Origin of the sequence: Pseudomonas sp. AG1028 (assembly GCF_007993955.1) — a bacterium.
Lineage (GTDB): Bacteria > Pseudomonadota > Gammaproteobacteria > Pseudomonadales > Pseudomonadaceae > Aquipseudomonas > Aquipseudomonas straminea.
Genome location: NZ_VIVP01000010.1, coordinates 162,862 through 187,106, shown reverse-complemented (window position 1 = coordinate 187,106; position 24,245 = coordinate 162,862). Strand labels below are relative to the sequence as shown.

Below are 24,245 nucleotides of genomic sequence, written 5' to 3'. Positions count from 1 at the left end.
CGACTGCTGGCTTCAACAAAAATCACAAGTCACCGCCAGGAGACACGCAATGCCTTACGTACCCGCTACCAGCACCGCCATGGGCAGTGCTGCCGACAGCTCGAACGAGCTGTACCGCAAAGTGACTTGGAAGCTCATTCCGTTTCTGTGCTTCTGCTACCTCGCCGCTTATCTGGACCGCATCAACGTCGGCTTCGCCAAGCTGCAGATGCTCAGCGACCTGCAATTCAGCGAGGCGGCCTATGGCCTGGGCGCCGGATTGTTCTTCGTCGGTTATATCCTCTTCGAGGTGCCCAGCAATCTGGTGCTGGAGAAGGTCGGCGCCAAGGTGTGGATCGCCCGCATCATGATCACCTGGGGCCTGCTGTCGGCCTGCACCATGTTTGTCACCACCACCACCGAGTTCTACATCATCCGCTTCCTGCTCGGTGCGGCGGAGGCCGGCTTCCTGCCGGGCGTGCTGTACTACCTGACCACTTGGTACCCGACCTACCGACGCGGGCGCATCATCGCCTTGTTCATGATCGGCCTGCCCCTTTCCAGCGTGATCGGCGGGCCGATTTCCGGCTGGATCATGAACCACTTCGACCAGGTCAACGGCCTGCGTGGCTGGCAGTGGCTGTTCCTGCTCGAGGCGATTCCCAGCGTGCTGCTCGGTATCCTCACCTTCTGGGCACTGCCCAATCACTTCAACCAGGCGAAGTGGCTCAGTTCCGAGGAGAAGGCGCAGCTGGCCACTGACCTGGCAGCCGACGACGCGGAAGGCAAAGACAGCAAGCACAGCTTTCGCGACGGCTTCTTCAACCTCAAGGTGTGGATGCTGGGCGGCATCGACTTCTCCATCCTGCTCAGCGCTTACGCCATGGGTTTCTGGATGCCGACCTTCATCCGCAACACCGGGGTGACCGACACCTTTCACATCGGCCTGCTGACCGCCATTCCCAGCCTGGCGGCGCTGGCCGGCATGCTGCTGATCGGCGCTAGCTCGGACCGCCATCGCGAGCGCCGCTGGCACATCATCGTGCCCTTCATCGTCGGTGCCGCCGCCATGGCCAGCAGTACGCTGTTCAGCCATAACCTGGTGATGACCGTGACCCTGTTCGCCATCGCTTCGGCCGCCATCATTGGTGCCGTGCCGGTGTTCTTCAGCCTGCCGGCGACTTTCCTCAAGGGCACGGCAGCGGCGACCGGCTTCGCCCTGGCCTGCTCGGTGGCCAACATCGCCGGCCTGGTGAGCAACTCGCTGATGGGCTTGGTCACTGACCTGACCGGCACCAGCCATGCCGCGCTGTGGTTCTTCGCCGGCTGCCTGATCCTCAGCTGCCTGCTGGTGATCGCCCTGCCAGCCAAGCTGGTCAACCGCTAGCCGGAACCTCCTCCTGGCGTTGCCGGGGCGTGAATCCTCACGCCCCGGCTTATCTCTCTGATCCTTTCTTTTGGCCGTTCATAGGCGCTGCGCTGACGCAATGTCACCGTGGGCCAACCACTGCACCGAGATGCGGTTGTGCGGGAACCATCAATCGCTCCTACGCTTAGGGCGATTACGCCAAATCAAGGCCCTCGCGAAACAAGAACATCCACGACGCGATGCGTTGCTGGACGCCCCTCTGCGACGCTCGGCCTGGAAGGCTGCTCGGCGCGGCGAAATCTGCCGCTACTACTAATGGATGAGTGCCAAAGTTTGTTGCGAGCAATATCATATTGCTATCTCATCCTGTCGACCGCGCATCATGCGGAGCGTGCACCATGGGTAGCAAATCGAAGGTCACTATCCGCTCGTGGATATGGAGCCTTTTCGTTCAAACGGCGTTGATACCGCTCATCCTGGTCGAAACGCTGTTGATTGCGGCTTATCTGCATACCAATGCGTCTATTCGCGACGCGCAGATTGCCAACCTGCGGTCGGTGGTGCTCGAGAACCTAGAGTCAACGTCACGCCAGGAAGCGCAAATTCTGCAAGGCGAGCTCCACCATATTGCCAAGTTGGCCGATACCTATGCTTCGCTCTCTCAGGAAACACTGCGCTCCGCTCATGCTCTGCCAGCCGCCAAGCTGAGCGAGAGCGCCAATGGGGTTCGCTATAGCGAGCACGATGATGGTGGCGCTGCCTCGTTTTACTCCAATGCCACGCCACTGGCGCAGCAGGATCTGCACAAGGTCGCCGGCCTGGCGCAGCTGGATCCGTTCATGCGCGAAACCGTTCGCAATAACGACCTGGTATCGAGCATCTACTTCAATAGCTGGGATAACTACAGCCGCAGCTACCCGTGGATCGATACGCTGAATCAGTTCCCGCCAGGTACGGTGATTCCTTCCTTCAACTTCTATTACCTGGCGACCGAAAAGCACAATCCTTATCGGCAGACCACCTGGACGGACGTCTATCTCGATCCGGCCGGGCAGGGCTGGATATTGTCGGCAATCGCTCCGGTCTTCCTGCGGGATTTTCTCGAAGGTGTGGTGGGGCTGGACATCACGGTCGATAAACTACTCGAGCATCTCGATAGTCTGGATATGCCTTGGGGTGGCTATACCCTGATCGTCGATGATCATATGGGGGTCATCGCGCTTTCCGAGGATGGAAAAGCTGACCTTGGCCTTCAAGGCAGTAGCTCAGAGAGCTCATCGGCGGATGAGCCTAGGTTCATTCCCGATACGTTCAACTTGCTGGCGCGAACCGATACGCGCCCGCTGGCCGAGGCGATGGCTGTGCATGACAGCGGTGTCATGTCCGCTTCGTTCAGCGGTCACCAACACCTTGTGGCCTGGGCCACGATCAAGGAGACCAATTGGCAGCTTCTGACCGTTGTCGAGGAGCAGCAGGTTTTCCAGCAAACCAATACTCTGGCCAGCCAGTACCGGGCCATCGGATATCTGCTTATCGCCGGCCTGGTAGCGTTCTATCTGGTGTTTTTCGCGATGATGTGGGGGCGGATCCGCATCCTCAGTGGCCGGCTGAATACGCCGATCGTGGGTATCGATTCGATGCTGCAGGACATTGGTGCCGGCAAATGGCGTCCAGCGCGGCCAGACACGAATATCGTCGAGCTGCAGGGCATCATCGACAATGTGCTGGTGATGGGCGAGAAGCTCGAATGCAGCTCGTCCCGCCTGGCCAGTGCCAATCAGGAAGCTGAACAAGGCAACCTGGCGAAATCACGCTTCATCTCCAGCATGAGCCATGAGTTGAGAACCCCGCTCAATGCGATACAGGGGTTCGCGCAACTGATCCGAATGAAGGGAAGTACCCGCTCAGAAAATGGTGAGCAGGATTACCTGGAAGAGATACTTCTCGCCAGTCGGCATCTGAATCAGGTGCTGGGCGATATTCTCGATTGGTCGACGGCAGAAGGCGAACAGCTTCGTCTCGATATGCGCAAGGTCGACGCCACTGCGTTGATGCATGAGTGCGCTGAACTCGTGGCACTCGATACGACCGCCAATGGCCTGAGTCAGCAACTGGACCTGCCAGCTGAAGCACTCTACGTGAATGCCGACGTGCGGCGCTTGCGTCAGGTGCTTCTCAACCTGTTATCCAACGCCATCAAGTACACCACTCAGGGCTCAGTCAGCCTAGATTGCTGTCTGCGCGATAGTGTCGTGCGGATGACGGTCAGCGATACCGGCCCAGGCATTGCGCCGCAGCACTATGAACGGTTGTTCGAGCCGTTCCAGCGGCTCGGTCAGGAGAAAACCTCGATACCAGGCACGGGCATCGGTTTGTCCATTTGCAGAGACTATGCGCGATTGATGGGCGGTGAGCTTGGCTTCCAAAGCCAAGTCGGTGTTGGCAGTCAGTTCTGGATCGAACTGCCTCTCTATATCGAAAGCGCGCCGGAGCGAGCCAGGGCAATACGTGTCTATCTCGGTGACCAGGATCGGACCACCATCGAGGCGGTACGCAGCGCACTGCAGGGCATAGCGCTCGAGCAGTTTGATCGGGGACAGGATCTGCTCGAGGCACTGCTGCGCGAGCGTCCGGATCTGGTGCTCATCAGTGGCGATCTTGGTGGCTTGAGCGCAGCCGAGTTGCTGGGTGAGATCCGTCGAACGCCGCAGCTCTCAAGTGTGCCAATTGTTCTACTCTGCAGGGAGGATCAAGTCAGGCAAATGGTGGCGCTCGGCGCGAATGGGCTGTTGTCGGTACCTATCGATGGGCTGGAGCTCCAGCAACTGGTCGATGCCCTTACCAACAAGGAGGTAGGCGGTGCTCTCTAAGAATTTCAGCCATTGTCGTGTCGTCATCGTGGACGACGTGGTTGCCAACGTACGTCTGCTCGAGTCGAGCCTAAAAGCCTTCGGCCTGCGCAATACCATCAGCTTTTCGGATTCTGCCGTCGCTTTGGACTGGCTGAAGAAGAATCCCTGGAACCTGCTGTTGCTGGATATCGACATGCCGGCGCCGAATGGCTTCGAGATCCTTCGTCAGCTTGCGGATCGGGACCGCAGTGCCAGCCCCATCATGATCATCACTGCCCTGGGGGATGCCGAAAACCGCCGTACCGGCCTGGAGCTGGGGGCCAACGATTACATCAGCAAACCTGTCGATTTGCCGGAAATCATCCTGCGCGTGGGCAGCAACCTGGCGCTGAGCGAGGCGCGGACAGCCTTGTTGAATGCCAAGGCCGGGCTCGAGGATCGAGTGCGTGAACGCACTGCCCAGCTCGACCAGAGTTATGGCGCGGTAATCCGTACGCTTACCCGTGCCGCAGCCTATCGTGATAACGAGACGGGCAATCACATCAATCGGATCGGTGAAACCTCCGCCCTGGTTGCCAGTGTCATGGGGATGGATGAGGCCTGGGTCGAGCTGCTCCGCCAGGCCGCGCCCATGCATGACGTAGGCAAGATCGGCATACCCGACAGCATCTTGCTCAAGCCGGGCGCTCTTAACGAGCAGGAGCGACTGATCATGAATGAGCATCCGCTCATCGGGTTCTCGATACTCAATGATGACCATCCATCGGCGCTTACGCAGATGGCTGCGGAGATTGCGCTCAATCATCACGAAAAATGGGACGGCAGTGGCTACCCCAATCGGCTGCAGGGCGAGCAGATACCGCTGAGCGCTCGCATCGTTGCGCTCTGCGACGTCTATGACGCCTTGCGAATGGAGCGCCCCTACAAATCGGCGTGGCCGGTCGAGCAGGCGCTCGCTCATATCCATGAGCAGTCAGGCCTGCATTTCGACCCTGCTCTCGTCGTCATTCTGGAGGCCCTGATTCCCGATATCGAAGCGATTCGTCAGCGCCTTGGGGATCCGTAACGCGATACCGATTTACCAGCAGTACCGGCAGAACCATCCATTACCGCGAGTATTAGATGATGAACTCAAGATCGATTTCCATCGCTCCGCGAGCCGCACTGGGCTTCTCGATTATTGCGCTTCTGGTCTTTGTCCTGGGCGGTTTCGCGCTCATGCAGATGTCGGTCATGCATCAGCGATCCAGCGAGGTCGAGCAGAACTGGGTACCCAGCCTCAATGCACTGAGTGATGTCTCGGAAGATATCCTGCGGCTCCGTGCCGCCACCCTGCGGCTGCTGCTGAGCGAAGATCAGCAGCAGCTGCAAAGCGGCTTCGCTACGGCCCAGACACTGCGCGAAGGACTGCAAAAAGCCCAGTCGGGCTATCGAAAGCTTGTCAGCTCCGCAGAGGAGGAGCAGCAGTTTCAGCGCTTCGAAATGGCCGAACAGGCGTACCTCGAATTGCAGCAGCAACTGACCAAGTATCTTGAGGAAGGCGATCGCTCAGCAGCACTGTCCATCGTCCACTCCGGATTGAATCAGCGTGCCGACGAGATGATCGCCGCACTGAACGAGCTGATCGCGCTCAATCGCGCGGGCGCTGCGGCGGCTGCCAAGGCCTCGAATGAAGCTTATAGCGTTGCACAGCATGGAACACTGTTGGCCATGGCGCTGGCGGCAATCGCTACCGTGATACTGGCGACCATGTTGACGCGGAGCATCGTTCGGCCGCTGGCCGATGCCGTGCAGGTCGCAGACTCGGTGGCTGAAGGTGACCTTACCGTGCAGATCGAATCCGAAGGCAATGACGAGCCTGCTCGGCTGCTCAAGGCGCTCCAGAGTATGCAGACACGCTTGCACGGTACCATCGGCCAGATTGCCCAGGCATCAAGCCAATTGGCCTCGGCGGCAGAGCAGCTTTCCACTGTCACGGAAAGCTCTGCGCGCAATCTTCACCAGCAGAGCCTTGAAATCGATCAGGCGGCTACCGCCGTTACCCAGATGAGTAGTGCGGTCGAGGAAGTTGCGCATAACGCGGCGAGTGCATCGAAGAGTTCTCAGGAGTCTGATCGCGTCGCCAAGTTCGGCGATGAGCGCATTCGCCTGACGCTGGCGACCATCACGCAACTGGCCGAAAACGTTGGCTCGACATCGTCGAACGTCGACGTGCTGGCCAGCAAGATAAACGGTATCAGTAAGGTGCTCGATGTCATCCGCAGCATCGCCGAACAGACCAACCTACTCGCGCTGAACGCGGCTATCGAGGCTGCCCGCGCAGGCGAGGCCGGCCGCGGCTTTGCGGTGGTGGCCGATGAGGTACGCGCGCTTGCCCATAAAACCGAACAGTCCACCCGTGAAATTGAATCCATGATCGGTGACATCGAAGTGGATACCGCCAAGGCGGTTCGCTCGATGGACACCTGCAATGATCTCGCCAAGCAGACTCAGGATGTGGCTCAGGGCGCGGGATCCGCTTTGCAGCAAATCATCGAATCGGTCGCCAACATCACCGAGCGCAACCTGGTGATTGCCAGCGCTACCGAGGAACAAACCCATGTGGCGCGAGAGGTCGACCGCAATCTGGTGAACATTCGCGACCTCTCTTTACAGAACTCGGCGGGCTCGGAGCAAGCCAGCCTGGCGAGCCGCGCGCTGTCGGATCTGGCGCTCGATCTGCAGGGGACAGTGGCACGCTTCAAAGTCTAGAAACGCTTAGGCAAGGCCTGAAGCCATCGACAAGCTACCCGATCCACCAAGAGTCCCGAGCTAATGAAAGTTTCCTCACCTGCGCGCATCACCCTCTGGATGGCTTTGGTGCTGGCGGTCGGTATCACCATCAGTTGGCTGATCGAGCGTGAGCAGAGCAAGGATGTCGACAAGCATGTGGAGAGGGCGCTAACCGATGCCAGCCGAGAGCTGGAAAACGATCTGTTAGCTCGCCTGCGCGTCTACGAATACCGGCTCAGGGGCATGCGCGGCGCCGTGCATATGCTCGATGCGAACAATGTCAGCACCCATCTCATGCGCCGCTATAGTCGCGGTCGTAACCTGGATAAGGAATATCCGGGCGCCCGTGGCTTTGGCTTCATTCGTCGCGTCGCGCCGGCCGATGAAGCTCAATACGTCGCGCAAATACGCCGTGGCGGACAACCCGACTTCAAGGTGAAGCAGTTCAAGGCGCATGAAGGAGAGCGCTTCATCATTCAGTTCATCGATCCTGTCGAGCGCAATGCGCAGGCGATCGGGCTGGACATCGCGTCGGAGGCCTTGCGGCGGCGGGCTGCTGTCGATTCGATGCGCAACGGCCAGGCTACGCTGACAGCACCGATAACGCTTCTTCAGGATGCGGGCCAAAAGCTCAGCTCGTTCCTGTTCCTGCTGCCTGTTTATAGCACGCCGGAAATGCCTCCCGAGTCGCAGCGAGAAGCCATGGCGATTGGTTGGACTTATGCGCCTTTGGTCATGCGCGAGGTGATGGGCAACCTCAATCTGCCTGACCACCGTCTGCATCTGAAACTCTACGATGTGGCATCCGCTGGCGAGCAACTGATCTACGAGACCCAGGAAGACGGCCCCGAGCCTGAGCTGCTGCATACCCGCTCATTCGAGCGCGAGGTCTATGGCCGTCTCTGGCGAATCGAGGTAAGCGCGCACCCGCTTTTCGTCGATGCTGTCGACCCGACGCCACCTGGGCGTTTTTTTCTGATTGGCCTGGTGGCCAGCATTCTGTTGACCGGTCTGGTCGGCACCTTGCTGGTCGCTCGCCAACGCAAGCAGCAAGTAGCCGCTGAGCAGGGCCGCTTGGCCACCATCGTGGAGAACTCCAGTGATGCCATCATCGGTGAGGCTCTCGACGGCCGAATCATCACCTGGAATCGTGCCGCAGAGGTGATGTTCGGGTATGCCGAGGCAGAAGTGCTGGGCAGACCGCTGGCACCTCTGCTGGTACCTGCCTCGAGACTCGCAGAAGATGAGGAGTTGCTCGAACGCATTGGTCGGGGGGACCGCGGGGCACCGTTGGAAACTCAGCGCTTGCACAAGTCGGGACGGTTGATCGACGTGACCATCACCTGCAGTTTCATCAGGGAGGCTGATGGTCGGATCCTGGGCGCGGCCAAGATGATGCACGACATCAGTGACAGCAAGCGCGTGCAGCGTTATCTGATGGAATTCAATGCCGAGTTGGAGCAGCAGGTCAGCGAGCGCACGGCCGAACTGTCTCGGGTGGCCGGGCTGTTGCAAACGGTGCTGGACGCATCATCGGAAGTGTCGATCATCGCGACCGATGTGCAGGGCGAAATCATCGTCTTCAACCGCGGCGCGCAACTGCTACTTGGCTACAGCGCAGAGGAAACCATCGGCCGCAAGAGTGTTCTCGACTTTCATCTTCAGTCTGAAATAGGCGCGCGCGTAGAGGAGCTCGCTGCAGAATATGGAGATCCTTTGGAAGATGTGGATGTGTTTCGCTACAAGCCTGACAGGGAAGGGGCCGAAACACGCCAGTGGACCTATGTCCGCAAGGACGGCTCTCAGGTCCCCGTGTCGATGGTCGTGACGCCAATTCGCATGGACTCGGGCGAGCTCAGCGGCTATCTGGGCATCGCTCAAGACATAACCGAGCGGCTACAGAGCAGCGAGCAGTTGCACGCAGCCAAAGCTCAGGCAGAGGCTGCCAACGCTGCAAAAAGTCTGTTCCTAGCCAATATGAGCCACGAAATCCGCACGCCAATGAACGCGGTAATTGGTGTCGCTCACCTGCTGCAGAACACATCATTGGACGACCAGCAGCGCATGCTGCTTGGCAAATTGCAGATCGCTGGGCGGTCGCTGCTGGGCATCATCAACGATATTCTCGATATCGCGAAAATCGAAGCCGGGGCGATGAAACTCGAGCATGCGCCTTTCAGTCCACGCCAGTTGATGGATGACCTCGTCCAGCTCTTCACCCCCCAGGCGGAACTCAAGGGGCTGCAATTTACCGTCGAAACGGCCGGGCCGCTGCCAAATTTACTGCTGGGCGATGCGCTGCGAATCAATCAGATCCTCATGAACCTGATCGGCAACGCCCTCAAGTTCACCGCTAAAGGCAGCGTGAAAGTCACACTGGACTGCGACCAGCAACGCGATGCTCGCTGCTGGCTGCATATCACGGTCGCTGATACCGGCTGTGGTATTGCCCATGACGTTGCCGAGCAGTTGTTCTCACCGTTCACGCAGGCTGATGCCTCTACAACCAGACGGTTCGGCGGAACCGGTTTGGGCCTGTCGGTGGTGCGTGGCCTTGCCGAGCAAATGGGTGGGCGAGTGGGCGTGCACAGTCAGTTGGGTACTGGTAGCGAGTTCACTGTCGACTTGCCTCTGCAAATGGCGAGTGAGTCAGACGAGCATGCTAGGTCAGATAAAGCGCTCGATGTCTGGCTGCTCAGTGATGGTCTGAGTGAGACTCAGCAACTCACTCGGATCGCTAAAGACCTTGGTTGGCGCACGACTCATGTAGAAAGTCCGACCGATTTTCAGGTGCTTCTGGAACGGCCCGACACACAGGAGCATCGCCTGCCGGACGCTTTGCTTGCCTCTCTCGACCAGGTGCGGCTGCTGCGGCAGGTGATGCAACGTTGTGGCTGCGAGAGGCTGCCGCTGGTGTTGATCATGGAGCAGACGCAGCAATTGGCCATGCAACGCGAACCCCTTGAGCCTTGGCAGCGAGTAGTACCCAGCCCTGTGGACGGTGCGCGTTTGTTCAATGCCGTCAATGAGTGCCTGGTGTATCGCGATGGCGATACCACGCGGATCAATCTCGCCAGCGAGTTCGATACTTCTGTAGCCCGCTGGCTGGAGGGCATGGAGGTACTGTTGGTCGATGACAGCGCCATCAACCTCGAGGTCGCCAGCTTGCTGCTCGCCCAGCAAGGTGCCCAGGTGCAGACATGCAGCAATGGCCGTGAGGCCCTCGAGCGTCTCAAGCAGATGCCCGATCATTTCGATGCCGTACTGATGGACGTGCAGATGCCGGAAATGGATGGCTATGAAGCCACCCGTAGGCTACGCGACGATCTTGGGTTGGCTCTCCTGCCTGTGCTTGCCCTGACCGCTGGCGCCATGGCCGAGGAGCGCCAGCAGGCCCAGGCGGCGGGCATGGATGATTTCCTGACCAAGCCTCTGGAGCCTTCTGCCCTGATTCGTGCCCTACGCCTCGCTGTGGAGCGCAAGCGTGGGGGCCCGCTTCCGGTACTCGCACTGTCTTCGCCAAGCAAAGGCCCGGACGATTGGCCAAGTATCCCGGGAATTGATGGCCAGGATGTCGCGAATCGACTGGGAGATGATCAGGCTCTTTTCATGTCTTCGCTGAAGCGGTTCTTTGCGGACTTCGTGGAGTTCGCTGACCATCGTCTCTTGTCACAGCCATCCCATGAGTTGGTAGCGCGCTTGCACAAGCTGCGTGGGACCGCGGCGTTGCTGGGAGCCAAGGAGCTCGCCGCCCGCGCGGGAAATGTAGAGCAATTGCTGCGTGACGGTGCGGCCGATGCGGCGACAAGACCTGCGCTCGAGGCCTTGTTGGCCGCTTATGCCGAACTGGACGGTCACACTCGTCTGCTCCGGGATAAGGCACCCTCGTTGCCAGTGGACGATATCGATCAAACCCAGGCGCAACAGGCACTCGCCATGCTTGAAGAACAATTGCGCAACCGCGACATGGCCGCATTGGACAGCTTTGCCCATGCTGCCAGCGCCATTCGCGAGATGGCAGGCGATTCTCAAGTAGCCGAGATTTGGCAGGCAGTCGACAATCTGGATTACGCGTTGGCGCTGGTGTTACTAGACCAGGCCCGTGCCAAGAGCAAGGAGCGTTAGAACGATGGAGCGCGCTACGACGATATTGATCGTTGACGATGATGTTTCGGCTGTCCGAGCCCTCAGCAAGGCCATCTCGGGGCTTGGACAGGTCTTGTTTGCTACCCAGGGCGACGCGGCTGTGGAGTTGGCTCGTCAGCAACAGCCTGACCTCATACTGCTCGACGCGCAGATGCCAGGCATCAGCGGCTTTGAGGTCTGCCGCATTCTCAAAGGCGACCCGTCGACCAGCAACATTCCAGTGATCTTCGTCACCGCCCATACCGAAGCGAGCATGGAAGAGGAGGGGCTGGAGCTCGGCGCCGTGGATTTCATCGGCAAGCCGATCCGTCCTGCTATCGTCGCCGCGCGGGTCAAAACCCATCTTCATCTGAAGCTGGCAATGGACCGATTGAACCGCCAGGCGCAGACCGACGGCATGACGGGGCTGGCCAACAGACGTGCGCTGGATCAGTCGATCGAGCGCGAATGGCAGTCGGTGCTGCGCACGCAGCGTGCATTTTCTCTGTTGCTGCTCGATATCGATTTCTTCAAGCGCTACAACGACCACTATAGTCATCTGATGGGGGATGAATGCCTGAGTGCGGTGGCGCGCGTGCTTGCTCGCTGTGCAGAGCGCCCCATGGACCTGGCGGCACGGTATGGGGGCGAGGAGTTCGCGATCGTGCTGCCCGAAACCACGCGTGATGGCGCATGCCGGGTTGCCGACAAGGTCATCGAAAATGTACGCGCCTTGAACATTGCACATGCGACGAGTGAGCTTGGCGTTGTGACTGTGTCGGTAGGTGTTGCGAGTTTCGATGCACAGAGCGCCGGCTGGAGCCTGCTGAATCATATATCAGCCAACCCGCCGGGGTTGTTGTTCGGCGCCGCGCAATTGCTCAGCGTGGCAGACAGGGCGCTCTATGCCGCCAAGCAATCCGGCCGTAACAGCAGTCGTTTCGAGGCTATAGAAGCGCTCGATGCACCAGGCAGTCCCGCGAGCTCCAGCTGAGATGCATCTGGCGCGTAAGCCAGGCCACAGGCGATCCGGCCTCGCTCAGATCGCTTTCGAGTTGGGGTAAGTCGCCAGATACCGTGATAGCTCATCTCTACCAGGTGCCCGATAAGGCGCGCCTGGCCCATCGCTCGGGATGAAGTAAGTATCTGCGCTTGGGTACCTGTCCCGCGCTTTGGCAACGTTGTCCGGCGGTAGCCAAGGCAGGACTATCGAGCCCGACTGAAACGAACTGCAGCCACATAACGAGACAAGATGCACTGTTCTTTCCCCGCCATGCCTGAGAACCGTCACCTCGTGCTCATTGAGAAGCTGCTTTGTACCCATGGCGCCAAGAAGTTTCTCCAGAGGGACATTGAGGTTCCTCATGTCCCCAGGCACTGCCAGCAGGGTGTGGCGGTGTTTGTCCATCGCCAGGCCTAGAACTCGGGCGAGTTCGTCTGGGCAAATACCGTACTTGAGGGTGTGGTGCAGCATGCTTTGCATCCTTGCGTCGGTTGATCCTGATCCTTGAAGAGCCGAGATATTAGGTAGAGCCACTAGGTCGGATGAATCGCTTTTCCGGGCGTGATTCAGCCTGTCAGGATCTGCTGGTCTTTCGCGCTGATTTGCAATGATCACTTCCCGGCTATGTGATGGCTTGAGACTAGTGAAAGCTGCCTCGCGTGAGTAGCCGCAATGAGGCTTTCTACAGGCTATGACTTTGAGTATAGTAGCCGCCCTTGTTGGGGAGTAGCCTGCTCACGGCTTTGGTCGTAGAGCGTTCGTGTCAACATTATCGGCAACATGCCGTGGCACGAACACCTGCCGGTTGGCGAGACCAACGATGCATCCACACCTAAAGTCGGGCGTGTGGACGTGTCGTTGACTCATAGCCCGGCTGGTAGTTAACCGTGAATCCCATCTCTCTCCTGTTCCTCGCCTTGGCGATGTCGACCGACGCCTTTGCAGCAGCCATTGGCAAAGGCGCCAGCCTTCATAAACCTCGCTTTACCGAAGCCCTGCGCACGGGCCTCATCTTTGGCGCCATCGAAGCCATCACTCCCATCATCGGCTGGTTCATCGGCCAAGCTGCCGTCAGCTTCGCAGAGGAGTGGGATCACTGGATCGCCTTCACGCTGCTCGTGCTGCTTGGTATTCATATGATCTACAACGGCTTGCAGGAGGACGAAGAGGAGCAAGAGCGTTCCGGCCAGCACTCCTTCTGGGTTCTGGCCGTCACGGCATTTGCGACCAGCATCGATGCGCTCGCCGTTGGCGTAGGCCTGGCATTTGTCGACGTCAACATCTTGGTTGCAGCAGCTGCCATCGGCGTCGCTACGGCGGTGATGGTGACCCTTGGCGTGATGCTTGGGCGTGTCTTGGGAACCGTCGTCGGCAAACGTGCCGAGATCATTGGTGGTGTAGTGTTGATGCTGGTTGGCGCCGGCATCCTCTTTGAACATCTGTCAGCGGTGTGATCAATGAGCGAGGTGATGCGTGAACACAATCAGCCTACCGTCAGGGCTCGCCGTGTACGTTTCGCTCTTAGCGCCTGCGCGCTATTGATCGCAGCTGCTTTGGCATTTTTTGCCTGGCAGAACTTCTACCCGGTACAGGCTTCGGAGGGCTGGCGTTATAGCGTCGCCCATGATCGATTGCCCAAGGTCGCCTCGTTGATTCCCTTGGCAGATGGGGCACTGATCCTGTCGCAGGAGCTTGATCATGGACAGGGGAGCATCGTGCAGATAGCTCCTGACGGCAGCCAGAAAACCCTATTGAACAACCTGTCCAAACCCGACGGCATGATAGCGGCTCGGGGAGGCTGGGTTTACAGCCAGGAAGCTGAAGGGGCGGTGGTGCGTTACTTCAAGGATGGCGTATCCACCGATCTCTTCACGGGCCAGAAAGTGCAAGGCTTGTGGGACGACGGTGACTACCTGTATGCGATAGAGGACCGCAAGGGGGACGGGCGGCTGCTACGTTATCGGTGGAGCGATGGTGCCCTTGAGACGGTCCGTGATCACCTCGACGAAGCGGAGTCCGTCACGCGCTGTGGCGATGGCAGGATGCTCTACACGGAAAAGCAGAAGGGCGTGGTACGTCAGTTGACCGACGATGGAAGCGATCCTGTCGTACTGGACAACCTGAACCAACCTACGTACCTGCTGTGCGACCGGCGCGGACTGTGGATCGGCGAAGACGCCACGCACCGTGCGCGTCTTCTGCTGCTCGACTCACAGGGGCGCCTGCAGACCGTACTGTCTTTCCTGAAGGCTCCCCAGATGCTTACGCCTACACCCCAAGGCACTTACCTGCTTGCAGAGGGGGGCCGGGATCGAATCCTGGAGATCACGCCGCCAGGTGGTGATGACGATCACGCTCAGTAGCGCTCGTCATCCGCTCGGTCATGCATGTCATTGCCTGGGAGGTATCTGCCCCAGGCAAAAGTAACCGCCTTGGACGTGCCTCAGACTACGAAGCGAGTCACCAGCTGGTTCAGATTGATGGCCAACTGGGACATCTCGCCGCAAGCGCTGGCTGTTTGGCTGGCGCCTGCGGCGCTCTGCGAAGCAAGATCACGAATACGCAGAAGGTTCTGATCCACCTCACGCGCAACATGCGATTGCTCTTCAGATGCAGTGGCAATCTGCAGGTTGCGCTCATTGATGTGGGTGATCGCCGTTGCGATTTGATCCAGGGAGCTGCTTGCCTCCTGCGCGATGTCCAGGGATTGGTTGGCCAGGTCACGGCTGGTGCCCATCGCCTGAACAGCGTGTTCGGAATCAGTCTGAATGGCCGCAATCATCTGCTCGATTTCCTGGGTCGACATCTGGGTGCGATGCGCCAATGCCCTGACTTCGTCAGCGACCACTGCGAAGCCGCGCCCCTGTTCGCCAGCACGGGCCGCTTCGATTGCGGCGTTCAAGGCCAGGAGGTTGGTCTGTTCTGCGATACCGCGAATGACTTCCACGACCTTGGAGATATTCTGCGCACGATCCGACAGCCCCTGGATCTGTTCGCTCGTCTGTTCCACGTTGCCGCTCAGGCGCTGGATCGATTTCAGCGTCTGCGACACTCGCTCCAAACCGGCCTCGGTGAAGCCCTGGGTGCGCTTGGATTCTTCTGAGGCTGACTCGGCGTTGCGGGCTACTTCATCCACTGCAGCGCTCATTTCCGTGACGGCCGTCGCGGCCTGATTGACCTCGTCATTCTGCGCGACCATGCCGCGGCTGGAGGCCTCCGTGACCGCCGTCATTTCCTCGGCGGCTGAAGCCAGCTGGGTCGAAGAGTCCGAGATCTGCACGATCGTATGGCGCAGGTTCTGCTGCATCTGCGCGAGCGCCCTGAGCAGCCTGCCTGCTTCGTCGGTTCCGCTTACGTGCACTTCTTTGGACAGGTTGCTGCCTGCGATTCGTTCTGCAACGGTCAGTGCATCGTTTATCGGCGCTGTAATGCTCCTGACCAGCAGGGCTGCAAGAGCAATGGTCAACAGCACCACGGCGATCACTATCGCGATAGTAAGCGCCATACCCGACGAGTAGATTTCAGCTGCGTTTTGACCGGCGTGCTCTGCGCCCTTGTCGTTAAAGTCGGTGAGGTCCTTGATCTGCTCTTCCATCTTGTTTGTCAGCGGTCGGATGCCTGTGCTGACAAGACTCACAGCTGAGGCGATGTCACCAGCCCTCATCATGGGTTCCAACAGGTCCAACTGCTTGGCATAGGCCTCGGCGCTGCCCTTCACTGCGTTAAATAGTGTGCGTTCGGTATCGCTGGCGATAAGCGGCTCGTAGTTTGCGACGGCATCCGTTAAGGCCTTGCGGTACCCGGGAAAGCTTTCGATGGTGCGCTGGATGCTTTTGGGATCAGCCAAGCCACGTTGGGTTTCGAGCCTCAGCCGAAGCGTAGCCGCGTTCATGATCCCGGTTTGGCGCACACTGGCCATCCAGTTCTGTTCAACGTCCATTTCGATATCGCGCAGTTTTCCCATCTGTAGAACGGCGACCACACCGAGCACGAAAACGAGCCCTACGATCAGTGCGAAGAAGAGGGCAGCGCGTGGAGCAAGGTTGAGATTTCTAAGGCTCATGGGAAAGATTCCGGGCGTTGAAGGTGGATGACCTGAGTGAGCTATCGACCTTGCCCAGGGAATATTTAAATATCAGCGTGCGTTTCCGACGGGCTGCTAGGTCACTCGCTAGCAGCTGGATAGCTCGTCCGGCCGGAACATCTTTTTAGTGTTTCAGTAGCTGGTCGAGTGCGTCGGACTTGCCATGGATGGTGAGCGATCAACCAACGTAGCGTTGACTTGATTGAGCCTGTTTTAGATGTCGTATCAGATGGGGAAGGATGTATTCTGCATCGGGGCCTACACCTCGAAGCGTGGCTGACGCGAAGTTACGTTGTCGAGGCAAGCCAACGAAGAACAGTCCCGGTAGCGTCTGAGCCACCCCATTTTTCTGCAGTAGGCGCCCATGCTGATCTCGTACTGGCAGGTTATCTAGAAAGGAAATGTTCGGCTGAAAACCGGTAGCGAAGATCAGGCTGTCGACGGTTTCGTGATGATCGTCTGCCCATATGACCCCATCTGAGGTAAGGCGGGTAAACATAGGCTTGCGCTGCAGCAAGCCAGACCTTATCGCCCGACGATATTTGCCCTGATCAAGCACAGGGGTTCCTTGATCAGTCAGCCAGCGCGTTTTCCCAAAACCGGTCCATTTCAACCATGTATGAAAGTCGACTCCCAGCATCCGCTGAGGGAAAAAGCGTATTTTTTCTCTTGTCGCCAAGGTGGTCACCGCAACGTTCGCAAGCTCGTAAGCGATCTGAACGGCCGAGTTGGCTGCTCCGATCACTACAACTCGTTCGCCATGGAAAGGGTATGTACTGCGATACTGAGCGCTGTGAATTATGCGTCCTTCAAACATGCCAAGGCCTGGGATGTCCGGGACGTACGGTCTGTTGAACCCGCCAGAAGCGACAACCACCGACTTCGCGCAAAGGCTCTCGCCGTTAGCAGTTTGTACTTCGAATCCTTGAGGGTGGGTTCGTACATGCGCCACTCGCGCGCCTTGGCGGATCGGCAGTCGGAAATGTTCTGCGTACCCCTCAAGGTATGCCACCACCTGGTCTCTGGTCGGATAGTTTTTTTGCGGGCCAGGGAAAGGTTGCCCTGGAAGAGCAGAGTACTCAGCTGGTGAAAAGAGCTGCAGGCTTTCGTAGTAATTTCGCCAGTTTCCGCCTGGTGCACCTTGTTCATCGATGATCAAGAATCTCAGGGCATGCTGCTGTAGCAACCGTCCGGCAGCAAGGCCTGCCTGGCCTGCGCCAATGATGATCGCATCGAGTTGCGGTTTTTTAATGTTCATATATGCGTACCTGTACACATAATGGCTTGAGCAAAATGGCCCTTAACTTGGGCAGCAGTGCGGCGCAATTTTCTTGATGTGATCAAGGATGGACTCAAGCCGAGTGATGATTGCAGAACCATTCACTTCGTAGAAAACTTGGCGGCCGCTCTTGGCTGCCCGAACGATGTCAGCCTCCAGCAGTATCTGCAGATGTCGTGAAACCACCGAGCGTTCTTGGGGGAGCCCTGCAGAGATTTCGCTCACGTCCGCGCGGCCCAACAGCATGACTCGCTTTAAAACGGCTATTCGCGACGGCTCGCACAGAGCTTTGAAGAATGCACTATCGAGCGAGGCGACGGCAGCCTCGATGGCTTGGGTTCGGGAAGTGGCGGCTGTTTTCATGGTTGTGAATATATGTGTGCAAGTATGCACATGTAAAGGAGTGCCTATTAACAAGCAGCGGTAGGTCAGGCTTGGATGCGGTCGTTGTGGCGCACTCATATGCATCTCATGATGCCGCGATCTCTTCAATATTTAGGGCGCACTAGCTAAGGGTTGGCTATATATGTGAATATCCGCATATTCGATTTTCCATGTATGTATATTTGCCATGCTGACTCCACCCGAAGCCTTCAAATGTTTGGCAGACGAGACCAGGGCTCGCGCAACCCTGTTGATTGCCGAGCATGGCGAGCTTTGCGTCTGCGAGTTGATGTGTGCGCTACACGACAATCAGTCCAAGATCAGCCGTCATCTGGCTCAGCTGCGAGCAGCCGGCGTGCTGCTGGATCGTCGGCAGGGGCAGTGGGTGTACTACCGGCTCAATCCCGGCCTTCCTGAGTGGTTCAAGGACGTGCTGCGCATTACCTGCGAAGGCAACGCTGCCTGGCTGAGCGATAGCACATCCCGGCTGAGCACGATGGATGGACGCCCGCAGCGCGCCGCCAGTTGCTGCTGAGGCCTGCCGTTTTTTGAAACCTTCGTTGAAGCCCGCCAATGGCGGCAGGAGTCAGTAATGCGAGTGCTTTTTATGTGCACGGCCAATAGTTGCCGGAGCATCCTTTCCGAGGCGATGTTCAACCACATCGCACCTCAGGGATTCGAGGCCGTGAGTGCCGGTAGTTTCCCCAGGGGGCAAGTGCTACCCCGCAGCCTGCAAACGCTACAAGAGGCAGCTATATCTACCGCGGGCTTGAGCAGCAAGGGGAACGATGCCTTCGAGGCGAACCCGCCGGATATCGTCATCACCGTGTGCGACAAGGCCGCGGGTGAAGCATGCCCGGTTTACTTCGGCCCGGCGCTCAAGGCGCATTGGGGGTTGGCAGATCCTTCCGACGTACAGGGTGACGACGCCGATATTTCAGCCGCCTTCAAGGCGACGCTTGCGCAGATCGAACGGCGTTGCCGCGCTTTTCTGGCGCTGCCTTTTGCCGACTTGAGCCGCGATGAACTCAAGCGCGAGCTGGATCGCATTGGCCGATTCTGAGGACTCCTTGCATGACCACTGAACTTCCCAACCTCGAACACAGCCTGATCGGCCAGTTCTCCTTCCAGATCGCACCCAGCGCTCACAAACCACGCATCCTGTTGCTGCACGGCTCCACCCGTGAGCGCAGCTTCAGCCGTCTGTTGGTCGAGGAAGCGGCGCGGCTGCTGCAACACTTTGGCGCCGAGACCCGTATCTTCGATCCATCGGGCCTGCCGCTGCCCGATGATGCACCGGTTGAGCACCCCAAGGTGCAGGAGCTGCGGGACCTGGTGATGTGGTCGGAAGGGCAGGTCTGGTGCTCGCCGGAGCGGCATGGCGCCATGTCCGCGGTATTCAAGGCGCAGATCGACTGGATTCCGCTGGCGTTGGGGGCGGTTCGACCCAGCCAGGGCAAGACGCTCGCCGTGATGCAGGTTTGTGGCGGGTCGCAGTCGTTCAACGTGGTCAACCAGCTGCGCGTACTCGGGCGCTGGATGAGGATGTTCACCATCCCCAACCAGTCCTCGGTACCCAAGGCATTCACGGAGTTCGACGCTGAGGGGCGGATGAAGCCGTCTGCCTATTACGACCGGGTGGTCGATGTGATGGAGGAACTGATGAGGTTCACCCTGTTGCTGCGCGACCAGAAGGACTTTCTTGTAGATCGCTACTCCGAGCGCAAGGAAACCGCAGAACAACTTTCCGCCCGCGTTAATCAGCGTTCAATCTGAGGTGCCGTAGAGTGATTGACGTGAGACTGGCATCCGCGTCGGATGCCGAGGCAATCCAGGCCATCTATTCACCTGTGGTGCTGAACACCGCCATCTCGTTCGAAGAGATCCCTCCGTCACTGGAGGATATGCGTAGGCGGATTGTGGCGACGCTTGAGACCTATCCCTACCTGGTCGCCGAGCAGGCAGGCGCCGTGGTCGGCTATGCCTACGCCAGCCAGCACCGCGCCCGGGCAGCGTACCGCTGGGCCGTGGATGTGACGGTGTACATTGCAGAAGATGCTCGTCGCCAGGGCGTTGGGCGGCGTTTGTATGAAGTCCTGCTGCCGATGCTCCAAGCGATGGGCTACCGCAGCGCCTATGCGGGTATTGCCCTGCCGAACGATGGCAGCATCGGGCTTCATGAGCGCCTCGGCTTCTGCCACATCGGCACCTTTCCGCGGGTTGGCTACAAACATGGCGCCTGGCATGACGTGGGCTACTGGCTACTCGAGCAGGGCGAAACTTCAGCGCCTCCGAGCGAGCCAATTACTCTTGCTGCTTACCTTGCAGGCCGTGACGAAGGTTTTCGCTGAAAACGGTCTAGTGCAATTGCAAACCTATGAAGCCGGCGTGATCCCATACGCCACTCGATGATTCCTGCCAGGAGATTTAGATGCTTGTTGCGGCTGCCGTATTCGTCTTCACACTGGTTCTGGTCATCTGGCAACCCAAAGGGCTCGGCGTCGGCTGGAGCGCGACGATTGGCGCGGTTCTGGCGCTCGGTGTCGGTGCGGTATCTCTGCAGGACATTCCCACGGTGTGGGCGGTGGTGTGGAATGCCACGGCGGCGTTCGTGGCGATCATCATCATCAGCCTGCTGCTGGACGAGGCCGGCTTTTTCACCTGGGCGGCGCTGCATGTAGCGCGCTGGGCCGGTGGCAGCGGCCCGCGCCTGTTCGCTTTCGTGGTGCTGCTGGGCGCTGCGGTTTCCGCGGTGTTCGCCAATGACGGTGCGGCGCTGATTCTCACGCCCATCGTCATGTCGCTGCTGGTGGCGCTGCGTTTTTCCAGCGCGGCGACCCTGGCGTTCGTCATGGCCGCGGGCTTCATCGCCGATACCGCCAGCCTGCCGCTGGTGGTCTCGAACCTGGTCAATATCGTGTCTGCCGACTTCTTCAAGCTCGGCGTGGCCGACTATGCGGCGGTGATGGTGCCGGTGAATCTGGTCAGCGTGGCGGCCACCCTGGCGGTGCTGTACCTGTATTTTCGCCGCAGCATTCCGGCCAGCTACCAGGCAACCGAACTACAGGCCCCGAGCGAGGCCATTCGCGATCGCACCACCTTCATCTATGGCTGGTGGGTGCTGGCTTTCTTGCTGATCGGCATTTTCGCCCTCGAACCCATGGGCGTGCCGATCAGCGCCGTCGCGGCGCTGTGCGCGGTGGTGCTGCTTGCCGTCGCGGCAAAGGGGCATGTGATCTCGACGCGCCGGGTGATGCGCGAAGCGCCCTGGCAGATCGTGATCTTCTCCCTGGGCATGTACCTGGTGGTGTTCGGGCTGAGCAATGCCGGCCTGAGCCACTACCTGGCGACGCTGCTCGACCGGCTCGCCGAGCAGGGATTGTGGGCAGCCGCCCTGGGCACGGGCTTTCTGGCAGCGTTGCTGTCGTCGGTGATGAACAACCTGCCCAGCGTGCTGATCGGCGCGCTGTCCATCGAGGCGAGCCAGAGCAGCGGCATCGTGCGCGAGGCGATGATCTACGCCAACATCATCGGCTGCGACCTCGGTCCCAAGATCACGCCCATCGGCAGCCTCGCCACCTTGTTGTGGCTGCATGTGCTGCAGCGCAAGGGCCTGCGCATCACCTGGGGTTACTACTTCAAGGTTGGCGCCTTGCTGACGGTGCCGGTGCTGCTGGTTACCCTGTCGGCGCTCGCGTTGCGCCTGAGCCTCTAGCGGCGTGCTCGGTGATCAGATCACGGGCTGGGCGCTTGGCAGGAAGCGCTCGATGTCGATGGCGTCGATCTGGTCCGGCTGCAGGTGGCGTTCGGCGTAGCGCATCGGCATTTCGCTGCGCAGGAACAGGGCGAACAGGTCGGCATCGATATGCCCCTTGTCGCGCAGCCGGGCGAGAATCTCGATGGATTCGGAGAGGGTCTTGGCCTGTTTGTAGGGTCGGTCGGCGGCGGTCAGCGCTTCGAAGATATCGGCAATGGCCATGATGCGCGCCGGGATCGACAGCTGGCTCTTGTCCAGCTTGCGCGGGTATCCGGTACCGAGCAGGGTTTCGTGGTGGGTGCCGGCATATTCCGGTACGCGCTTGAGGTTCGAGGGCAGCGGCAGGTTTTCCAGCATGACGATGGTCTGGATGATGTGCTCGTTGATCTTGAAGCGTTCTTCGGCGGTCAGGGTGCCCTTGCTGATGCTCAGGTTGTAGAGCTCGCCGTGGTTGTAGAGGTGCTCCGGCACGCTGATCTGGAAGCCGTACTTGGGGTCGAAGTCCTTGGTTTGCGGGCGCGGGAAGATGTGCTGCGGCTTGTCGGCCAGCAGCCGCTCGCGCGCCGGTAGCGGCTCGGCGGGCAGCGCGGCCATGTGCATCAATTCACCGTGGGACAAGCCGAGTCGATCATCGAAATGCCTGAGCCAGGTGCGCTCGGCGGCCTTTTGCAGGGTGCCGACGTGCTCAGGGTTCATCAGCTCGCTGCCGATGTTGCAGCCAGCGATAAAGGCGAATTCGTCCTGCAGCGCCTGGGCCGTCGCCTGGTACTGCGCGTCGGCTTGTGCGCGGTCCTGGCCGTCGAGCAGTTGCTGCAGCCGCTCGAGCTGGGCATCGCGCAGGAGTACCTCGAAGCGCATGCGCACCTCGTGGATGCGGTTGTAGATGGTTTCCAGCTTGGTGGCCTTGTCGACCACATGCTCGGGCGTGGTGATCTTGCCGCAGTCGTGCAGCCAGGCGCCGATACGGAATTCGCGCCATTCATCTGCCGTGGTGAAGCGGAAATTGGCCAGCGGCCCTTCGTTCACCTCGCTGGCCGCTTCGGCGAGCATCATCGCCAGCTCCGGCACACGCTCGCAGTGGGCGCCCGTGTACGGGCTCTTGGCATCGATGGCGCCGGCGAGAATTTCGATCATGCCGTCGATCAGCGCCCGCTGCGAATCGATCAGGTTGTGGTTTTCCAGGGCCACGGCGGCCTGGGAGGCGAGGGCGCCGATAAAGGCCACCACCGGCGGCGAGAAGGCGATGACCTCGCCGGTCTCGACGTCCAGGGCGTTCATGAACTGCAGCACGCCGATCACTTCGCCGCCGCGGGGCGCCAGGGGCACGGTAAGCATGGACACGGTGTGAAAGCCCGACTCGCTGTCGAAACGGCGGGTGCCGCTCAGATCGAAGCGGCTTTCGCCGTATACGTCGTCGATCACCACGGTTTCGTTGTGCAGCGCCGCGTAGGTGGACACGTGCCGCTCGTTGGGCAGGCCGGTATGCGGGTCGTGCAGGGGAATCTCGACCGTCGGCAGCTCATCGTCCATCGAGCGCAGGGCGAAGCGCAGCGTGCCGTGCTCGGTCTTCAGGTACATGGTCGCCGCCTGGGCGTTACAGGTGCGCTTGCCCTGCATGAGGATGTGGCGCAGCAGCGCGTCGCGGTCGCGCTCCGAAGACAGCAGCAGACCGTTCTCCACCAGGCTGGCGAGCTTGAGCTGGGAAGCCTGCAGCGCCTGGGTCTGGCTCTGCAGCGCGTCCTTCATCTCGATGTGGTTGCGGTTTAGCGTCTCGATCTCGGCGAACAGCGAGGCCGGCGGCAGTTCACCGGAGAAATCCATCTGGCGGATTTTTTGTGTGTCCTGCACCAACAGATCGATGGTGCGATCTATGCTCTGCATACCGCCCAGCACCAACGGCATGGTGCACAGCAGGATGCCGACGGACAGGCCCAGTACCAGCAGCGAGGGAGCGCCCAGCGTGAGGGCGAGCAGCGGCGCCAGCTGCAGGAGCAGGAACAGGCCGACGACCAGGCTCCTGCTTCTGAACCGCAGTCGGAATCGCTGCTTGATTTGCCCTGATGACATACTGCAACCTGCGCTACGGTCCCATCGCGTATTTCACGTACCATCCGACCAGGCAACGGTGCTGCGGCTGGATGTGCAACGCTCAGTTCGACTCAGGGAATGAGATTAAAAAAGGAGAGTACTGTGTTTGCACCTTTCAGGATATGGCCACTTGCTGGCGTATTGCTAGCTACTTCACTTTTCGCCGCGGAACCTGGCTCGTCGATCGGCTACGTGATGAAGGTACAGGGTGAGGCTAGCGTCATCCGCGACGGCGCGACGGTGCCTGCGACGATCGGCACGCCGCTGTACGTCGGCAGCACGGTGAAGACCGGCCCGGCGGGCTCCATGGGCGTGACCCTGGAGGACAACACGGTGATGTCCTTCGGCCCCAACAGCGAGCTGACTCTGGACGAATTCATCTTCGACCCGGCCCAGGACGATCTGAAACTGAGCGCCAAGATCACCCACGGCACGCTGGATTACATTTCCGGCACCATCGCCAAGCTCAAGCCCCAGGCCGTCGAGATCAACACCCCGACCGGCACCATTGGCGTGCGCGGCACGCACTTTCTCGTCAAGGTGGATTGAGCTC

The 24,245-nt window shown here is 59.5% G+C and carries 18 protein-coding genes, 1 pseudogene and 1 riboswitch; of the genes and pseudogenes, 15 read left to right on the top strand and 4 right to left on the bottom strand.

What is annotated here, in order from left to right; translation table 11 throughout:
- Positions 1-49: 49 nt before the first annotated feature.
- The 9 genes and pseudogenes from FB481_RS17995 to FB481_RS17960 all read left to right on the top strand — a co-directional run bounded on the left by FB481_RS17995 (position 50) and on the right by FB481_RS17960 (position 14,463).
- On the top strand, positions 50-1,366 hold the full coding sequence (locus FB481_RS17995; protein ID WP_147177232.1) for an MFS transporter: 1,317 nt from the start codon (positions 50-52) through the stop codon (positions 1,364-1,366).
- 380 nt (positions 1,367-1,746) lie between these two features.
- Positions 1,747-4,218, top strand: coding sequence for an ATP-binding protein (locus FB481_RS17990; protein WP_147177231.1), 2,472 nt, complete (start codon positions 1,747-1,749; stop codon positions 4,216-4,218).
- Positions 4,208-5,266, top strand: coding sequence for an HD domain-containing phosphohydrolase (locus FB481_RS17985; RefSeq protein WP_147177230.1), 1,059 nt, complete (start codon positions 4,208-4,210; stop codon positions 5,264-5,266). Before FB481_RS17990 ends, FB481_RS17985 begins: the two co-directional genes overlap by 11 nt.
- 56 nt (positions 5,267-5,322) lie before the next feature.
- Positions 5,323-6,093, top strand: a pseudogene (locus FB481_RS23705) (MCP four helix bundle domain-containing protein); the annotation flags it as partial.
- Positions 6,088-6,951, top strand: a complete 864-nt coding sequence (locus FB481_RS23700; protein ID WP_372239577.1) for a methyl-accepting chemotaxis protein — start codon at positions 6,088-6,090, stop codon at positions 6,949-6,951. The pseudogene FB481_RS23705 and the gene FB481_RS23700, both read left to right, overlap by 6 nt.
- A 63-nt stretch (positions 6,952-7,014) precedes the next feature.
- Complete coding sequence (locus FB481_RS17975; RefSeq protein WP_147177229.1) at positions 7,015-11,097, top strand: CHASE domain-containing protein; 4,083 nt, start codon at positions 7,015-7,017, stop codon at positions 11,095-11,097.
- A gap of 4 nt (positions 11,098-11,101) precedes the next feature.
- On the top strand, positions 11,102-12,091 hold the full coding sequence (locus tag FB481_RS17970) for a diguanylate cyclase (RefSeq protein WP_147177228.1): 990 nt from the start codon (positions 11,102-11,104) through the stop codon (positions 12,089-12,091).
- Between the two features lie 723 nt (positions 12,092-12,814).
- Positions 12,815-12,979: riboswitch (yybP-ykoY riboswitch) on the top strand.
- Between the two features lie 8 nt (positions 12,980-12,987).
- Positions 12,988-13,554 (top strand): manganese efflux pump MntP, encoded by a 567-nt coding sequence (mntP, locus tag FB481_RS17965; RefSeq protein ID WP_093505943.1) that lies wholly within the window; start codon positions 12,988-12,990, stop codon positions 13,552-13,554.
- 3 nt (positions 13,555-13,557) lie between these two features.
- Positions 13,558-14,463, top strand: coding sequence for a hypothetical protein (locus tag FB481_RS17960; RefSeq protein WP_256662769.1), 906 nt, complete (start codon positions 13,558-13,560; stop codon positions 14,461-14,463).
- Positions 14,464-14,543: 80 nt separating this feature from the next.
- On the opposite strand, the gene FB481_RS17955 is transcribed toward FB481_RS17960, so the two are convergent.
- From FB481_RS17955 to FB481_RS17945, 3 genes are all read right to left on the bottom strand, one after another.
- A complete protein-coding gene (locus tag FB481_RS17955) occupies positions 14,544-16,163 on the bottom strand; it encodes a methyl-accepting chemotaxis protein (RefSeq protein ID WP_147177227.1) in 1,620 nt (539 codons plus the stop codon).
- 199 nt (positions 16,164-16,362) lie between these two features.
- Positions 16,363-17,442, bottom strand: coding sequence for an NAD(P)/FAD-dependent oxidoreductase (locus tag FB481_RS17950; protein ID WP_147177226.1), 1,080 nt, complete (start codon positions 17,440-17,442; stop codon positions 16,363-16,365).
- Between the two features lie 42 nt (positions 17,443-17,484).
- The gene (locus tag FB481_RS17945; RefSeq protein WP_013790362.1) at positions 17,485-17,826 is read right to left on the bottom strand and encodes a helix-turn-helix transcriptional regulator; all 342 of its coding nucleotides are present in this window, start codon (positions 17,824-17,826) and stop codon (positions 17,485-17,487) included.
- Positions 17,827-18,034: 208 nt separating this feature from the next.
- Here FB481_RS17945 and FB481_RS17940 point away from each other — a divergent pair, with 208 nt between their 5' ends.
- The 5 genes from FB481_RS17940 (at position 18,035) to FB481_RS17920 (ending at position 21,562) form a co-directional block, all read left to right on the top strand.
- On the top strand, positions 18,035-18,382 hold the full coding sequence (locus tag FB481_RS17940) for a metalloregulator ArsR/SmtB family transcription factor (RefSeq protein WP_093505939.1): 348 nt from the start codon (positions 18,035-18,037) through the stop codon (positions 18,380-18,382).
- A 57-nt stretch (positions 18,383-18,439) separates the two neighbouring features.
- Positions 18,440-18,910 (top strand): arsenate reductase ArsC, encoded by a 471-nt coding sequence (locus tag FB481_RS17935; RefSeq protein WP_013790364.1) that lies wholly within the window; start codon positions 18,440-18,442, stop codon positions 18,908-18,910.
- Between the two features lie 11 nt (positions 18,911-18,921).
- Positions 18,922-19,623 carry an arsenical resistance protein ArsH gene (arsH, locus tag FB481_RS17930; protein WP_013790365.1) on the top strand — a complete coding sequence of 234 codons (702 nt, stop codon included), beginning with the start codon at positions 18,922-18,924 and terminating at the stop codon, positions 19,621-19,623.
- 11 nt (positions 19,624-19,634) lie between these two features.
- Positions 19,635-20,198 carry an arsinothricin resistance N-acetyltransferase ArsN1 family B gene (locus tag FB481_RS17925; protein WP_093505937.1) on the top strand — a complete coding sequence of 188 codons (564 nt, stop codon included), beginning with the start codon at positions 19,635-19,637 and terminating at the stop codon, positions 20,196-20,198.
- 80 nt (positions 20,199-20,278) lie between these two features.
- A complete protein-coding gene (locus tag FB481_RS17920; RefSeq protein WP_093505935.1) occupies positions 20,279-21,562 on the top strand; it encodes an arsenic transporter in 1,284 nt (427 codons plus the stop codon).
- Positions 21,563-21,577: 15 nt separating this feature from the next.
- Here the strand turns inward: FB481_RS17920 and FB481_RS17915 are convergent, their stop codons facing one another.
- Entirely contained in the window at positions 21,578-23,671 is a 2,094-nt protein-coding gene (locus FB481_RS17915; RefSeq protein ID WP_093505933.1) for an HD domain-containing phosphohydrolase, read from the bottom strand.
- A gap of 216 nt (positions 23,672-23,887) precedes the next feature.
- Here FB481_RS17915 and FB481_RS17910 point away from each other — a divergent pair, with 216 nt between their 5' ends.
- The gene (locus FB481_RS17910; protein ID WP_244154187.1) at positions 23,888-24,241 is read left to right on the top strand and encodes a FecR domain-containing protein; all 354 of its coding nucleotides are present in this window, start codon (positions 23,888-23,890) and stop codon (positions 24,239-24,241) included.
- The last annotated feature ends 4 nt before the right edge of the window (positions 24,242-24,245 follow it).

What these genes read in the sequence shown, in the direction of transcription:
- FB481_RS17995 (WP_147177232.1), top strand. Translation starts at nt 50, where the DNA reads ATGCCTTACGTACCCGCTACCAGCACCGCCATGGGCAGTGCTGCCGAC.
- FB481_RS17990 (WP_147177231.1), top strand. Translation starts at nt 1,747, where the DNA reads ATGGGTAGCAAATCGAAGGTCACTATCCGCTCGTGGATATGGAGCCTT.
- FB481_RS23700 (WP_372239577.1), top strand. Translation starts at nt 6,088, where the DNA reads ATGCAGACACGCTTGCACGGTACCATCGGCCAGATTGCCCAGGCATCA.
- FB481_RS17975 (WP_147177229.1), top strand. Translation starts at nt 7,015, where the DNA reads ATGAAAGTTTCCTCACCTGCGCGCATCACCCTCTGGATGGCTTTGGTG.
- FB481_RS17970 (WP_147177228.1), top strand. Translation starts at nt 11,102, where the DNA reads ATGGAGCGCGCTACGACGATATTGATCGTTGACGATGATGTTTCGGCT.
- FB481_RS17960 (WP_256662769.1), top strand. Translation starts at nt 13,558, where the DNA reads ATGAGCGAGGTGATGCGTGAACACAATCAGCCTACCGTCAGGGCTCGC.
- FB481_RS17955 (WP_147177227.1), bottom strand. Translation starts at nt 16,163, where the DNA reads ATGAGCCTTAGAAATCTCAACCTTGCTCCACGCGCTGCCCTCTTCTTC.
- FB481_RS17950 (WP_147177226.1), bottom strand. Translation starts at nt 17,442, where the DNA reads ATGAACATTAAAAAACCGCAACTCGATGCGATCATCATTGGCGCAGGC.
- FB481_RS17945 (WP_013790362.1), bottom strand. Translation starts at nt 17,826, where the DNA reads ATGAAAACAGCCGCCACTTCCCGAACCCAAGCCATCGAGGCTGCCGTC.
- FB481_RS17940 (WP_093505939.1), top strand. Translation starts at nt 18,035, where the DNA reads ATGCTGACTCCACCCGAAGCCTTCAAATGTTTGGCAGACGAGACCAGG.
- FB481_RS17935 (WP_013790364.1), top strand. Translation starts at nt 18,440, where the DNA reads ATGCGAGTGCTTTTTATGTGCACGGCCAATAGTTGCCGGAGCATCCTT.
- arsH (WP_013790365.1), top strand. Translation starts at nt 18,922, where the DNA reads ATGACCACTGAACTTCCCAACCTCGAACACAGCCTGATCGGCCAGTTC.
- FB481_RS17920 (WP_093505935.1), top strand. Translation starts at nt 20,279, where the DNA reads ATGCTTGTTGCGGCTGCCGTATTCGTCTTCACACTGGTTCTGGTCATC.
- FB481_RS17915 (WP_093505933.1), bottom strand. Translation starts at nt 23,671, where the DNA reads ATGTCATCAGGGCAAATCAAGCAGCGATTCCGACTGCGGTTCAGAAGC.
- FB481_RS17910 (WP_244154187.1), top strand. Translation starts at nt 23,888, where the DNA reads ATGAAGGTACAGGGTGAGGCTAGCGTCATCCGCGACGGCGCGACGGTG.